Origin of the sequence: Vibrio sp. SCSIO 43133 (assembly GCF_023716845.1) — a bacterium.
Lineage (GTDB): Bacteria > Pseudomonadota > Gammaproteobacteria > Enterobacterales > Vibrionaceae > Vibrio > Vibrio mediterranei.
The window spans coordinates 742,938-755,658 of the sequence record NZ_CP068024.1 but is presented as its reverse complement, the minus strand read 5'-3'; the positions used below and the strand labels follow the sequence as shown (position 1 = coordinate 755,658).

At 44.5% G+C, this 12,721-nt stretch carries 13 protein-coding genes; 5 read left to right on the top strand and 8 right to left on the bottom strand.

Going from position 1 to position 12,721, the window contains the following annotated elements:
* Positions 1-30 precede the first annotated feature (30 nt).
* A complete protein-coding gene (glyA, locus tag JKJ11_RS03685; protein WP_252038754.1) occupies positions 31-1,281 on the bottom strand; it encodes a serine hydroxymethyltransferase in 1,251 nt (416 codons plus the stop codon).
* 348 nt (positions 1,282-1,629) lie between these two features.
* Between glyA and JKJ11_RS03680 the strand changes: the two genes are divergently transcribed.
* Positions 1,630-2,229: a YitT family protein gene (locus JKJ11_RS03680; RefSeq protein WP_006075748.1), complete on the top strand. Its 600-nt coding sequence runs from the start codon at positions 1,630-1,632 to the stop codon at positions 2,227-2,229.
* Between the two features lie 48 nt (positions 2,230-2,277).
* Here JKJ11_RS03680 and treC read toward each other — a convergent pair whose 3' ends face one another.
* The 5 genes from treC to gmhB all read right to left on the bottom strand — a co-directional run bounded on the left by treC (position 2,278) and on the right by gmhB (position 7,596).
* On the bottom strand, positions 2,278-3,960 hold the full coding sequence (treC, locus tag JKJ11_RS03675; protein ID WP_252038753.1) for an alpha,alpha-phosphotrehalase: 1,683 nt from the start codon (positions 3,958-3,960) through the stop codon (positions 2,278-2,280).
* A gap of 76 nt (positions 3,961-4,036) precedes the next feature.
* Positions 4,037-5,461, bottom strand: a complete 1,425-nt coding sequence (gene treB / locus JKJ11_RS03670; RefSeq protein WP_062456962.1) for a PTS trehalose transporter subunit IIBC — start codon at positions 5,459-5,461, stop codon at positions 4,037-4,039.
* A 233-nt stretch (positions 5,462-5,694) separates the two neighbouring features.
* Positions 5,695-6,639 carry a trehalose operon repressor TreR gene (gene treR / locus JKJ11_RS03665; protein WP_038225420.1) on the bottom strand — a complete coding sequence of 315 codons (945 nt, stop codon included), beginning with the start codon at positions 6,637-6,639 and terminating at the stop codon, positions 5,695-5,697.
* On the bottom strand, positions 6,639-7,007 hold the full coding sequence (locus JKJ11_RS03660) for an MliC family protein (protein ID WP_051647164.1): 369 nt from the start codon (positions 7,005-7,007) through the stop codon (positions 6,639-6,641). The genes treR and JKJ11_RS03660 overlap by 1 nt, the downstream gene beginning before the upstream one ends.
* 37 nt (positions 7,008-7,044) lie before the next feature.
* Complete coding sequence (gmhB, locus tag JKJ11_RS03655) at positions 7,045-7,596, bottom strand: D-glycero-beta-D-manno-heptose 1,7-bisphosphate 7-phosphatase (protein WP_240206546.1); 552 nt, start codon at positions 7,594-7,596, stop codon at positions 7,045-7,047.
* A 199-nt stretch (positions 7,597-7,795) separates the two neighbouring features.
* Here gmhB and metN point away from each other — a divergent pair, with 199 nt between their 5' ends.
* Genes metN through JKJ11_RS03640 form a run of 3 tightly spaced genes read left to right on the top strand, consistent with a single transcriptional unit; the run spans position 7,796 to position 10,340 of the window.
* Positions 7,796-8,830 (top strand): methionine ABC transporter ATP-binding protein MetN, encoded by a 1,035-nt coding sequence (gene metN / locus JKJ11_RS03650; protein WP_252038752.1) that lies wholly within the window; start codon positions 7,796-7,798, stop codon positions 8,828-8,830.
* A complete protein-coding gene (locus JKJ11_RS03645) occupies positions 8,820-9,497 on the top strand; it encodes a methionine ABC transporter permease (protein WP_252038751.1) in 678 nt (225 codons plus the stop codon). The genes metN and JKJ11_RS03645 overlap by 11 nt, the downstream gene beginning before the upstream one ends.
* Before the next feature lie 33 nt (positions 9,498-9,530).
* On the top strand, positions 9,531-10,340 hold the full coding sequence (locus JKJ11_RS03640) for a MetQ/NlpA family lipoprotein (RefSeq protein ID WP_038225424.1): 810 nt from the start codon (positions 9,531-9,533) through the stop codon (positions 10,338-10,340).
* A gap of 86 nt (positions 10,341-10,426) precedes the next feature.
* Here the strand turns inward: JKJ11_RS03640 and JKJ11_RS03635 are convergent, their stop codons facing one another.
* Positions 10,427-11,203, bottom strand: coding sequence for a Zn-ribbon-containing protein (locus JKJ11_RS03635; protein WP_031493175.1), 777 nt, complete (start codon positions 11,201-11,203; stop codon positions 10,427-10,429).
* Positions 11,204-11,205: 2 nt separating this feature from the next.
* Positions 11,206-11,751 carry a SecY-interacting protein gene (syd, locus tag JKJ11_RS03630; RefSeq protein WP_038225426.1) on the bottom strand — a complete coding sequence of 182 codons (546 nt, stop codon included), beginning with the start codon at positions 11,749-11,751 and terminating at the stop codon, positions 11,206-11,208.
* A gap of 110 nt (positions 11,752-11,861) precedes the next feature.
* Here syd and queF point away from each other — a divergent pair, with 110 nt between their 5' ends.
* On the top strand, positions 11,862-12,707 hold the full coding sequence (gene queF, locus JKJ11_RS03625) for an NADPH-dependent 7-cyano-7-deazaguanine reductase QueF (protein ID WP_252038750.1): 846 nt from the start codon (positions 11,862-11,864) through the stop codon (positions 12,705-12,707).
* Positions 12,708-12,721: the final 14 nt, after the last annotated feature.

Here is a 12,721-nt window from a genome sequence, read left to right as displayed (position 1 = left end):
CTCGCTTTTATTATTTCTTAGATAAATCTATTAAGCGTAAACAGGTAGACGCTTACAGATCTCGAGTACTTTAGCTTTTGTCGCTTCAATCACTGTTTCATCATTGATGTTGTCTAAAACATCACACATCCAGTTAGCAAGTTCAGTCGCATCTGCTTCAGTAAAACCACGGCGAGTAATCGCTGGAGAACCAACACGGATACCAGACGTTACGAACGGGCTACGAGGGTCATTTGGTACTGAGTTTTTGTTTACAGTAATGTTCGCTGCACCTAGGGCTGCATCCGCTTCTTTACCTGTAATATCTTTGTCGATTAGGTCAACAAGGAACAGGTGGTTCTCAGTTCCGTTAGACACAATCTTGTAGCCGCGCTCTTGGAACTGGGCAACCATCGCTTTTGCGTTCTTAATTACGCGAGCTTGGTACTCTTTAAACTCAGGCTCCATTGCTTCTTTGAATGCTACTGCTTTACCAGCGATAACATGCATCAAAGGACCACCTTGACCACCAGGGAAAACAGCTGAGTTTAGCTTCTTGTACATGTCTTCGCCTGCATTAGACAGGATTAGACCACCGCGAGGACCCGCTAATGTTTTGTGTGTTGTGGTCGTCACAACGTGTGCATGAGGAACAGGCGTTGGATAAACACCAGCTGCAATAAGACCTGCAACGTGCGCCATATCAACAAACAGATACGCGTCGACTTTATCCGCAATTTCACGCATACGAGCCCAGTCTACGATCTGGCTATACGCAGAGAAACCACCAATGATCATTTTTGGCTTGTGCTCAAGTGCTAGCTGTTCCATCTCGTCATAGTTGATTTGACCAGCTTCATCGATACCATAAGGAATTACGTTGTAGTGCTTACCAGAGAAGTTAACTGGAGAACCGTGAGTAAGGTGACCACCATGAGCCAAGCTCATACCTAATACTGTATCGCCTGGGTTAAGTAGAGCCATGTACACGGCACTATTCGCTTGAGAGCCAGAGTGAGGCTGAACGTTCGCATACTCACAACCAAATAGCTCACACGCACGGTCAATCGCTAGTGCTTCCGCTTTATCGACGTATTCACAACCACCGTAGTAGCGCTTGCCCGGATAACCTTCAGCATATTTGTTTGTTAGCTGAGAGCCTTGCGCTTCCATTACGCGAGGGCTGGTGTAGTTTTCCGAAGCGATAAGCTCGATGTGCTCTTCTTGACGAAGGGTTTCTTCTTGAATAGCTGCAAATAGCTCCGCATCGTAATCAGCGATGTTCATATCACGCTTAAGCATCTGTATCTCCTGACTCAGATTGTTCTGAAAGTTTCAAAAAAACCACACAATGACCAAAAGCAAACGTTTTCGTCACCACATTTGATGACTTGCATCATACATAATTTGATCTAGGTCATAAAGAGAAAATTGGAAATTTCTCATGCAGTTTTCTCATAGTGAACCTTAGGTATCATCATGGGCGCCTGAATTAGTACGACAATGTGTACACTAAGTGTCAATAATTCCATTTACACAGTGTAAAATTTGAATTACATAGGTTTACCGCAAATTTCGCCTTCAAGCTACCGAAAAGATCATCTTTTCAATACTATTGCGGCGATTATTACTAAGAAGAATTTTGAACTGATGCAAAAACACTCACGTAGAGAAGATTGGATAGCAATACTGACTGGTACATTTATTGTTGCCCAAGGTATTTTCTTTCTTCAGTCGGCTCAACTATTAACTGGCGGTACCACAGGCCTGGCGCTTCTTGTAAGCCAGTTTGTGCCAGTTTCTTTCGGTACCTTGTATTTTGCCTTCAATAGCCCGTTCTATCTGTTAGCATGGAAACGCTTTGGTAAACGTTTTGCCGCGAGTAGTGCTATTTCGGGGGCGTTGGTCTCTGTTATCACAGATAACATGTACCGTGTCGTGTCACTGGATCAGATTAACGATATTTATTGTGCTATTGCTGGCGGCTTGCTGATGGGGCTCGGCATGCTGATTCTATTCAGACATCGCTCAAGTCTTGGTGGGTTCAATGTGCTTTGCCTGTTTATTCAAGATAAATTTGGTATTTCAGTTGGCAAAACTCAAATGGCAATAGATTGCTCGATCCTAGTCGCTTCGTTCTTCTTTGTCTCACCGAGCGTCATTATGATCTCCATCTTGGGTGCAGTGATGCTGAACCTTGTTCTAGCTATGAACCATAAGCCTACCCGCTACGTAGTGACCTACGGTTAATACCAATGCCCTTCGCTTTCCTCTCAGTTCGGCGAAGGGCATTGCTCGTTACTTATTAATCAAAATAGCTACCGTCTCATACGGCTTCATGACTACTTTTTTCTCAAGCGTTACTTTGCGTTCTAGGCCGTAGTTACTCAAGACTCGTTGTCCAGTGAGCGCAACGAAAGATTCAGGTAGAGTGACCTGAGTCTCCTGCCCGAAATAGTTATTCAGGCATAGCAACATGGTTTCAGCGTTTTCTCGCAGATATCCATGCACCTGTTCATGCTCCGGGAACAAATCAGTATAACTACCATCGGTTATCACAGGCATCGTTTTGCGAAGAGCGATAAGCTCCTTGTAGAAGTAGAACACGGATTGTTCGTCTTGAAGTGCTGCCTGAGCATTGATCTGCGAGTAGTTTTCAGAGACTCCAATCCAAGGTGTTCCTGAAGTAAAGCCAGCATTAACACTGCCATCCCACTGCATCGGCGTACGAGAGTTATCGCGAGATTTTTGCTGCAAAATCGCCATCATCTCATCATGAGACGTTGTGCCCTCTTCAACCATTAGTTTGTACATATTCAAACTTTCCACATCACGATACTGAGCAAGCTCAGTAAAGCCTGGGTTAGTCATACCAATCTCTTCGCCTTGGAATATGTATGGCGTTCCCTGCATTAAATGGACGGATGCTGCGAGCATTTTCGCCGACTTATTGTGATAGCGGGTATCATTACCCAAGCGGCTCACAATACGTGGCTGGTCATGGTTACACCAAAACAGTGCTCCCCAACCTTTGCCATTCAGACCCGTTTGCCAATGGTTGAAAATCTGCTTGAGCTGGGCAAAGTCAAAATCCGCTTTAGTCCACTTCTCTCCATTTGGATAATCAACTTTCAAGTGATGAAAGTTAAACACCATCGACAGCTCTTTGCTATCTAACGCGCTGTATTGCTGGCAATGCTCTAGCGTTGTCGAAGACATCTCACCGACCGTCACTGAACCATACTTTTGGAATACCGCTTCGCTGATCTCTTGTAGATATTCATGCACTCTAGGGCCATCAGTGTAAAAGCGACGGCCATCACCAATATGATCATCTGCAAAATCTTGCTGCTTTGAAATCAGGTTAATGACGTCTAACCTAAATCCATCGACTCCTTTTTGCGCCCAAAACTCAATCACACGTTTTACGTCGTCTCGAACAGCAGGGTTCTCCCAGTTCAGATCGGCCTGCTCTTTGGCAAACAAATGCAAATAGTATTCGTTTGTGGCTTCATCTAGTGCCCATGCAGAGCCACCAAATTTAGATTGCCAGTTGTTTGGGGCTTGCCCATCACGACCAGGTTTCCAAATATAATAATCACGATAAGGACTTTGCTTATCACCAAGAGCCGACTGGAACCATTCATGCTGTGTTGACGTGTGGTTCACTACGATATCCATGATTATACGAATCCCCTTTTGATGAGCTTGTTCTAGTAGCTCATCAAAATCTTGCATGGTGCCAAAATCAGGGTTAATAGCGTAATAGTCAGCAATATCGTAACCGTTATCAATCATTGGAGAGGCATACACTGGTGTTAACCAGATAGCATCAACACCAAGCTGATCAAGGTAATCTAGCTTTGAGGTAATGCCTTTGATATCCCCCATACCTTTGTTGCCGCTGTCACAAAAACTCTTCGGATAGATTTGATAAATAGTGGCGGTTTTCCACCAGTCTTGTTGAGCTTGTTGACTCATCGATTTCAATCTCACTTACCATTACAAAAGAAACAAAAAGAAAACAGTGGCTCAAATTGAGCCACTAATGGGGGAGTTACGCGCTTGCAAGCTCTAGCTCGCCTTTTGACTGAGCGCGTTTATACAGGAACAGGGTTAGGATAATTGGCACCGCCATAGCTACTAGCATCGCCATTAGATATACCGTCCAGTACTGAGGTTGGATGGAAAGAATACCCGGTAGACCACCAACACCAATACCATTCGCCATTACACCAGCGCTACCACAAATCGCTGCAGCAAGCGCACTACCAATCATGGCGCTCAACATCGGGAATTTGTATTTCAAGTTAATACCGTACATTGCAGGTTCTGTTACTCCTAAGTACGCAGAGATAGCAGCAGGAACTGAAATATCTCGTTCGCCTTCGCGCTTACTAATAATGATGATACCGACAACTGCAGAAGCTTGAGCAATGTTTGACAAAGCAATCAAAGGCCAGATTGGCGTACCGCCAAGGTCTTGCATAAGCTGTAAGTCAACGGCGTTAGTCGTGTGGTGGATACCCGTTATCACAAGTGGTGCGTATAGGAAGCCAAATACCATAGAACCAAGAACCGCGAAGTCACCCGTCATCGCAGCTTTCGCTGCAAATGCAACACCGTCACCCAGCACGCGACCAAAAGGACCAATAAGTGCGTGCGCTAAAATCACAGATAGAATGATTGAAACGAAAGGCACCACAACCAGATACAGGTAACTTGGAACAATACGTTTAAGGTTCGTTTCGATAAAGGCCAACGCAACACCGGCTAACATGGCCGGAATGACCTGAGCTTGATAGCCCACTTTCTCTATCACGAATAAACCAAAGTCCCAGACTTCAGGAACCTGCTTACCGATTAAGTAGGCATTCATTAGTTGTGGCGACACCAAGGTCACACCCAGAGTAATACCCAGAATAGGTGTGCCTCCCAGTTTTTTCACTGTCGACCAGCACACACCAACAGGCAGGAAGAAGAAGATTGCTTCACCAATTAACCATAAGAACGAATGAACCGTGGCCCAGAACTGGCTGATTTCAACCAGCGTCTTGCCATCGAACATGCGAATGTCGCCAATGACATTTCGAAAACCAAGAATCAGACCGCCAGTGATAATCGCAGGTAAAAGAGGAACAAAAATTTCGGCTAGATGCGAAATACCGCGCTCGAGAATATTCATATTTTGGCGAGCAGCCAGTTTGGCATCATCTTTTGATGCAGCTTTCTTGCCCGCCATGTCAATAAGTAGCTTGTATACTTCATCGACTTCAGTACCAATTACGACTTGGAATTGGCCAGCATTGGTAAAGCAGCCCTTAACAACCTTTAAGCTTTCTAGTGCTGATTTATCTGCTTTTTCTGTGTCGTTAAGAACAAATCTCAGACGAGTTAAGCAGTGACTCACACTGGCAATGTTGTCGGCACCGCCGACCCCTTCGATGATGGCTGCAATATCTTGCTTCGCTATCTTGCTCATCGTATGTACACCTTTTTACTGATATAGAGACGTTGGATAACAAGCGTCCATGTGTCTCGTTGTATTAATAATACCGCAATGCGCCAATGGGAACATTCCCAAAAATCTAAATGCAGTGTGACACACGAGAAAAAAACGTAAATGGGAACATTCCCATTAATTGAGAGTGATCACAATAATTGTAGAGAAATGCATCAAAAGAAAAGGATGAGAAGACAGAGTAGAAGCCGTGTTTACACAGCTTCTTGTGTGAGATGAGAGACGATAGCGTCGCCTTTCAATTGCTTAATCAATAGGTTAGCTGCTTTTTCACCTGCTTGATGATAGCCAGGATCAATACTGTAGATATTCGGGAATAAAAATGACAACAATTCATTGCCACCAATACCCGTGACAATAATGTCCTCTCTTCCTAACTCTTGTAAGCGCTTAATGGTACCCAGTGCTAGAGTATCGCTGGCGCAGACAATGGCTTGCAGGGAATCACTCACCACATCATCCACTAGTGAATATGCACTCTCATGATGAAGTGCTCCGGTACGAAACCGAGCCGGCAATTGCTGCTCTTCACACCAAACTTGATAAGCGTTTAAGCGAGCTAAGCCTGTAGTTTTATCTTCAGGATCTACACCAATAAACGCCAGATCACTCACGCCTTGATCTTTAAGCTTATTCAGAACCGCGTGGATCAAACCGGCATTGTCGTAATTGATCGACGACACTCGATCGGTATCCATCGCAATCACAACTACCTTTTCATCCCAATCTGCCACGGCATCCAGATCCAACTCGGTAAAACCAAACACTATTACCCCATCCACATTTCGCTTTCGCAACACGTTAAGATGTTCATTAGTTTTCACCGGATCGAACTGGCTTTCCATAATCACAACGTCATAGCCTGCCGCATAGAGTACATTAAGCATGCTGCTGACGGCTTTGTTTTCAGAAGGGGAATCCAGTCGAGAAATGATCACACCAATCACGTTCTGAGCTCCACCACCTCGCATAGACTGAGCCGATTTTGACGGAACATAACCATGCTCCGCGATCACCTGCTCTACCTTTTCGCGAGTCTCAGGCTTAACTTTGGGGTCATTGGTCAACACTCGAGAGACGGTCGATTTGCCGACTCCCGATAGTTTCGCGATATCAAGTATGGTCAGTTTTTTAGTCATTAGCCTTTAGGAATACTGCGTGTGGTCATACGGCAGGACTTATCAGTGACACCATTCATTGTTAGCATGCCTTCTCGACCTTTACTGAACAACTCAATATTAGAATCGGTTTGCGATTCACCATCCAAGGTATAGCGCACGCCGGATGCTGAGGGGACTCTATGCAACGGATATTCCGTCTTGTCTATCAGCAAAAGGATTTGTTCACTGGAAAGTTGAGTGACCTGGAAATTTTGACTATCACACTCATATTGGAGCACATGATAACTACCAGCTGTGGATTCCGTTTGTCCGCCACTACTGCATGCCGCCAATCCACTCACCAATAAAACGGGTAACAACGTTTTTTTTGCAATTGAAAGCATCATTTCTCCTCTTTAAGGCCAACACCCATTCAGTATGTGTCTATTTAGCAAGATACGCTGGTACGTCGCGGATGCTATCAAGAACCGTAGTCGCAATGGACTCGCCGCGCTCAGTAACAGGCTTACCTGTACGAACTAAAATCTTAGTACCCACACCAGCCGCTTCAGCCGCCATCATATCTTCAGCTTTGTCACCCACCATAACGGATTTAGCCATGTCTATCTTGAGAAAATCTCTTGCCGAAATGAACATCCCCGGTTTTGGCTTACGACAGTCACAATCTTGTTTGTAGTCACCAACTCCGTGCTCTGGATGATGAGGGCAGTAGTAAATACCATCAAATTCGATACCATTATCTGAGAAGTTCCAGTCCATCCATTGAGTTAGAGACAAAAAGCGGTCTTCTGAGAACATCCCACGAGCGATCCCTGACTGGTTCGTTACTAGCACGAGCATGTAGCCCATATCTTGTAACTTCTTGGTCGCTTCAAACACACCTTCAACATATTCGAAGTCATGTTCATCGCTTACATAGCCATGGTCGATATTGATTACGCCATCACGGTCTAAAAACACAGCTGGTTTTGCCACAGGTTACTCTCTTGCTCTAGATAAGTGCTAATGACATGAATTATTACATGCTTTTATATCCACATCACTATGAAAATGCCGTTTAGACGTCTAGACGTAAAAATATCTATTGACACAAATCGGTGAAACCCATAGCATCTTCTATCAATTGAGATGTAGTTCAAACTTTTATGCTACTCATTGGGTTTAGGTTGCTTAGATGATCGAAATTAATCAGGTAAACAAAGTGTTTTATCAAGGGACAAAGGAAATCAACGCTTTGTCTGATATTAACCTTCATATTGCTGAAGGCACCATCTTTGGTGTGATTGGCTCGTCCGGTGCAGGGAAAAGTACCCTGATTCGTTGCGTTAACATGCTAGAAGCACCGACGTCTGGAGCAGTCATTGTTGATGGTATTGACCTGACTAAACTGTCCAAGTCAGAGCTAAGCGAAACGCGCCGCAATATTGGCATGATCTTTCAGCACTTTAATCTGCTTTCATCTCGTACCGTATTTGAGAACGTCGCGTTACCACTTGAACTTGCAGGTAAAGCAAGTTCTGATATTGAGAACAAAGTCTCTGAACTGCTTAAATTAGTAGGCCTTGCCGACAAGCGTGACACATATCCGGCTAACCTGAGTGGCGGACAAAAGCAGCGCGTCGCCATTGCTCGAGCCTTAGCTTCTGACCCTAAAGTTCTGCTATGCGATGAAGCGACGAGCGCACTAGACCCAGCGACGACTCAGTCTATTCTTGAACTGCTCAAAGAAATTAACCGTAAACTTAAAATCACCATGTTACTTATTACTCATGAAATGGATGTGGTGAAAAGCATCTGCCATGAAGTAGCAATCATTGGTGATGGTCACCTTGTAGAGAAAGGCACTGTGGGCGAAATCTTCGCTCATCCTAAAACCGAGCTCGCGCACGAATTTATTCGCTCCACACTGGATCTTTCTATTCCGGAAGATTATCAAGCTCGCTTGCAAACCGAACGAGTTGAAGGCAGTTACCCACTGGTACGCCTTGAGTTCACTGGAGCAACCGTTGACGCACCGCTAATGACGCAAATTGCGCGCAAATACAACATTGATGTAAGCATTCTCAGCTCAGATCTTGATTATGCCGGTGGGGTTAAATTTGGCATGATGGTTGCTGAGTTATTCGGTAATGAAAGCGATGATAATGCAGCAATCCAATACCTTCGTGACCACAATGTAAAAGTAGAGGTACTTGGCTATGTCCTTTAATACTGTCTCTGAATGGCTATCACTTAATGGCAATCTACTGCTCGGCGCGACATGGGAAACGCTCTACATGGTCGCTGTTGCTGGCATTGTTGGCTTCGCAGTAGGTATTCCGCTAGGGGTGATTCTCCATACGACGAAGAAAGGTGGCTTGCTGGAAAATCCACGCCTAAATAGTGTGCTAGGTGCCATAGTCAACGTAGGCCGTTCTGTACCATTCTTAGTGTTAATGGTCGCCATCATTCCAGTGACCAAAATGCTCATCGGTACCTTTATTGGTACAACTGCAGCCATCGTGCCATTAACAGTAGGGGCTATTCCATTTGTCGCTCGTTTAATTGAAGGCGCCTTGCTTGAAGTTCCAACGGGCTTAGTGGAAGCGGCGCAGTCAATGGGTGCTACCCCTTATCAAATTATTACCAAAGTGCTGCTTCCTGAAGCATTACCGACTATTGTCAATTCAGTGACAATTACATTAGTGACACTTGTAAGCTACTCAGCAATGGCTGGCACAGTCGGTGGCGGTGGTCTTGGTGATGTCGCGATACGTTACGGATTCCACCGATATGATGTGGTTATCATGGCAGTTACTGTCGTCATGCTCATCGTATTAGTACAAATTATTCAGTCTATTGGCGACACTATTGTGCGCCGCGTAGACCACAGATAATTGAAGTTTTAGATTTATAACAAGGAGAGAGTCATGAAATTCAACGTTAAGAATTTACTCGCAATCGCAGCAGCAGCGTCTGCACTCGTTCTAGCCGGTTGTGGTGAGAAAGAAGCCGATACTAACAAAATCAAAGTTGGTGTTATGGCCGGTGCAGAAGCACAGGTAGCAGAAGTAGCAGCGAAAGTAGCAAAAGAAAAATACAACCTTGATGTTGAGTTAGTTACCTTCACAGATTACGTGACGCCAAACGCAGCGTTAGATGATGGCTCTATTGATATCAACGCATTCCAACATAAGCCATATTTGGATCAACAAATTGCAGACCGCAACTATAAGCTGACTGTTGCAGGTAACACATTTGTCTACCCTATCGCAGGCTACTCTAAGCAAGTAAAGTCTGTGGATGAAATCCAAGATGGTGCTCGCATTGCAGTACCAAACGATCCAACAAACCTAGGTCGTTCTCTGCTGCTTCTTGAGCAACAAGGTCTGATCACGCTACGTGATGGCGTTGGTCTACTGGCTACCGTTCGTGACATCGAGAGCAATCCGAAAAACATCACCATCGTTGAGCTTGATGCTGCTCAACTTCCACGTTCACTCGACGATGTTGCGCTGTCAGTCATTAACACTACGTACGCTAGCTCTATCAACCTAACACCTCAAAAAGACGGCGTATTTGTTGAAGATAAAGAGTCGCCATACGTAAACCTTATCGTAGCTCGTGAAGACAATGTAAACGCTGAAAATGTACAAAACTTCGTTAAAGCATACCAAACTGACGAAGTCTACAACGCCGCTTCTGATATCTTCCAAGGTGGTGTTGTTAAAGGCTGGTAATGACTCGCTTTTAATTCAGATACAAAAAAGGTTGAAGCATCTCGCTTCAACCTTTTTTACGTTCTAAACCCTGCGTTCAAACTGTTTTACTTCAGATGATCCCAAGAAATATTCGACACTATTCGGCAGGTATCGCATTTGAAGTAGAAAATGTCATGCAAAGGCTCATCAAGTAGCCATTCACCACCACATTTAGGGCATTTGCGAGCTTTCTCTTCTGCTAGATCCTTACCACCAACTTTGTAGAGATAGTAATAGGTTGGAATTTGTGTAATGTACTCAATGCGGCCACGAATATCCCAACCACGACGGAAAATATCACTACCAATGTCCGATAGCTCTCGTAATGCGGCATGCTCAGCTTTACATCCTCCTGCCATCTGAATCTCATCGCAAGCTTGCCATTCGGTTTGCCATTTAATGACCGACTTATGGTCTCCATTTAGAGTCGGAGGGTTTCGGTAGAGCGGAATAGGCAATAAGGTCTCACCACTTCGAAGTGGAGAACAAGTGTGCACATAGGTGGTATAAAGCACTTGCCAACTTGGTACTTCATCTTCTGCCGCTTGCTCTGAGTTAATATCGCGTCCCAATAATCTTACTTTAGGTGCGAGCAGGCATGCCTCTGATAAACGCTTGAGGCAGACTTTCACAAAATCAGAGTGATGTTTGGGATGTAGGCTTTCTTGTTCAGGACACACAGCTCGTACAAAAAACTCCCCTTCCCCCATCACTATGGGAAATTCACGCCCTAATACCTGACCGTTATATCGCAGCGCATCCATCAGGCCATTAATACCTTTTTCTACTGCGCTGATGGTGGTGTTATCAAAACACTCAAAATGAAGCTCAACAACATACATAATTAAACGTTAGGCTCCAATCCATCGAGGAAAGTGACGATATCTTCAGCAATCACATCTCTTCTATCGGTACCCAAACGCTCCAGAATGACATTTCCAGTGATGTTGCAGATTGAAATCACGTCCATATCGGCATCGGTTGCCGCGATAAATACCGTAGGCTTAAGCTTCAACCTTCTTTGTGTCACCAAGTGGCCCAAGATATTTTCTTGCAAACGAGTAAAATCATCGTCACTCCAAACTTGCAGTAAGGTCAGTTCGTTACCCTGCCAAGTTGCTTCCATATCAGCACTATATTGATGGCCGTAAAAACCTTTAATGTCATCGTGAAGGCTCAACTCAATACCTTGCTCGATGTTTTCGAGCATCTCAGGAGCATCGCGAAGACAATGTGTCCAATAAACCTGTTGCTCGTCTTTGCTATCAATACATGGGGAAACTAATCCATGCAATTCTTCACTAGCAGGAAGTGTTTGATGTTTTTCTTGCCATGCTTGTTGATAGCGTTTTGAAAACGCCTCCAAAGCTTGTTGTACACTTTGATTCATATTCTCTCCAGTTATCCTTCGCTTACAACGCGTTTTACCACGACAAAGGATGACAGCTATTCAGGGATCTCGTAAAATTCAGCTTATTCTAATCGAAATATCACACAATTATGAGCAAATATTCCAACGCTAAAGAGCTTTCAGGTCTCACCCTCGGCCAAAAAACCGAGTACGCCAATCACTACGATGCCACTTTATTGCAACCAGTGCCGAGAAGCTTAAATCGTGATGACCTTGAACTAGGGAAAACTCTGCCATTCCAAGGGTGTGATATTTGGACGCTATATGAAATCTCATGGCTCAATGCTAAAGGTTTACCTCAAGTCGCGGTCGGTGAAGTGTCCATTCCAGCTACGAGTGCAAACCTTATCGAGTCGAAGTCATTCAAACTGTATTTGAATAGCTACAATCAAACGCGATTTGCAACTTGGGAGCAAGTGCAGTCCACAATTGTAACTGATCTGTCTAACTGCGCAGGCGAAACGGTCAGTGTCAAACTGACCCCTGTCGCGGATTTCGAAAATACCAAAATCGTAGGTATGGCAGGCGAATGTATTGATGACCAGGATATTGCCATCGATAACTACGAATTTGATGCAGAGCTTCTTAAAGACGCTGCGGGTGATGAAATCGTTGAGGAAGCGCTTCATAGCCATCTGCTAAAATCAAATTGCTTGATCACTAATCAGCCAGATTGGGGCAGCGTGGAAATACAATATCAAGGCGCAAAGATAGATCGAGAAGCGTTACTGCGCTACTTAGTGTCCTTCCGCGAACACAACGAATTCCACGAACAGTGTGTCGAACGTATTTTCACTGATTTGATGCAATACTGTAATCCAACTAAGTTAACTGTGTATGCAAGATACACTCGTCGCGGTGGTTTAGACATCAACCCATACCGTTCTAATCAATATCAAGCACCTGAGCATAATGCTCGTATGGCAAGACAGTAACCTTTTAAACTTCA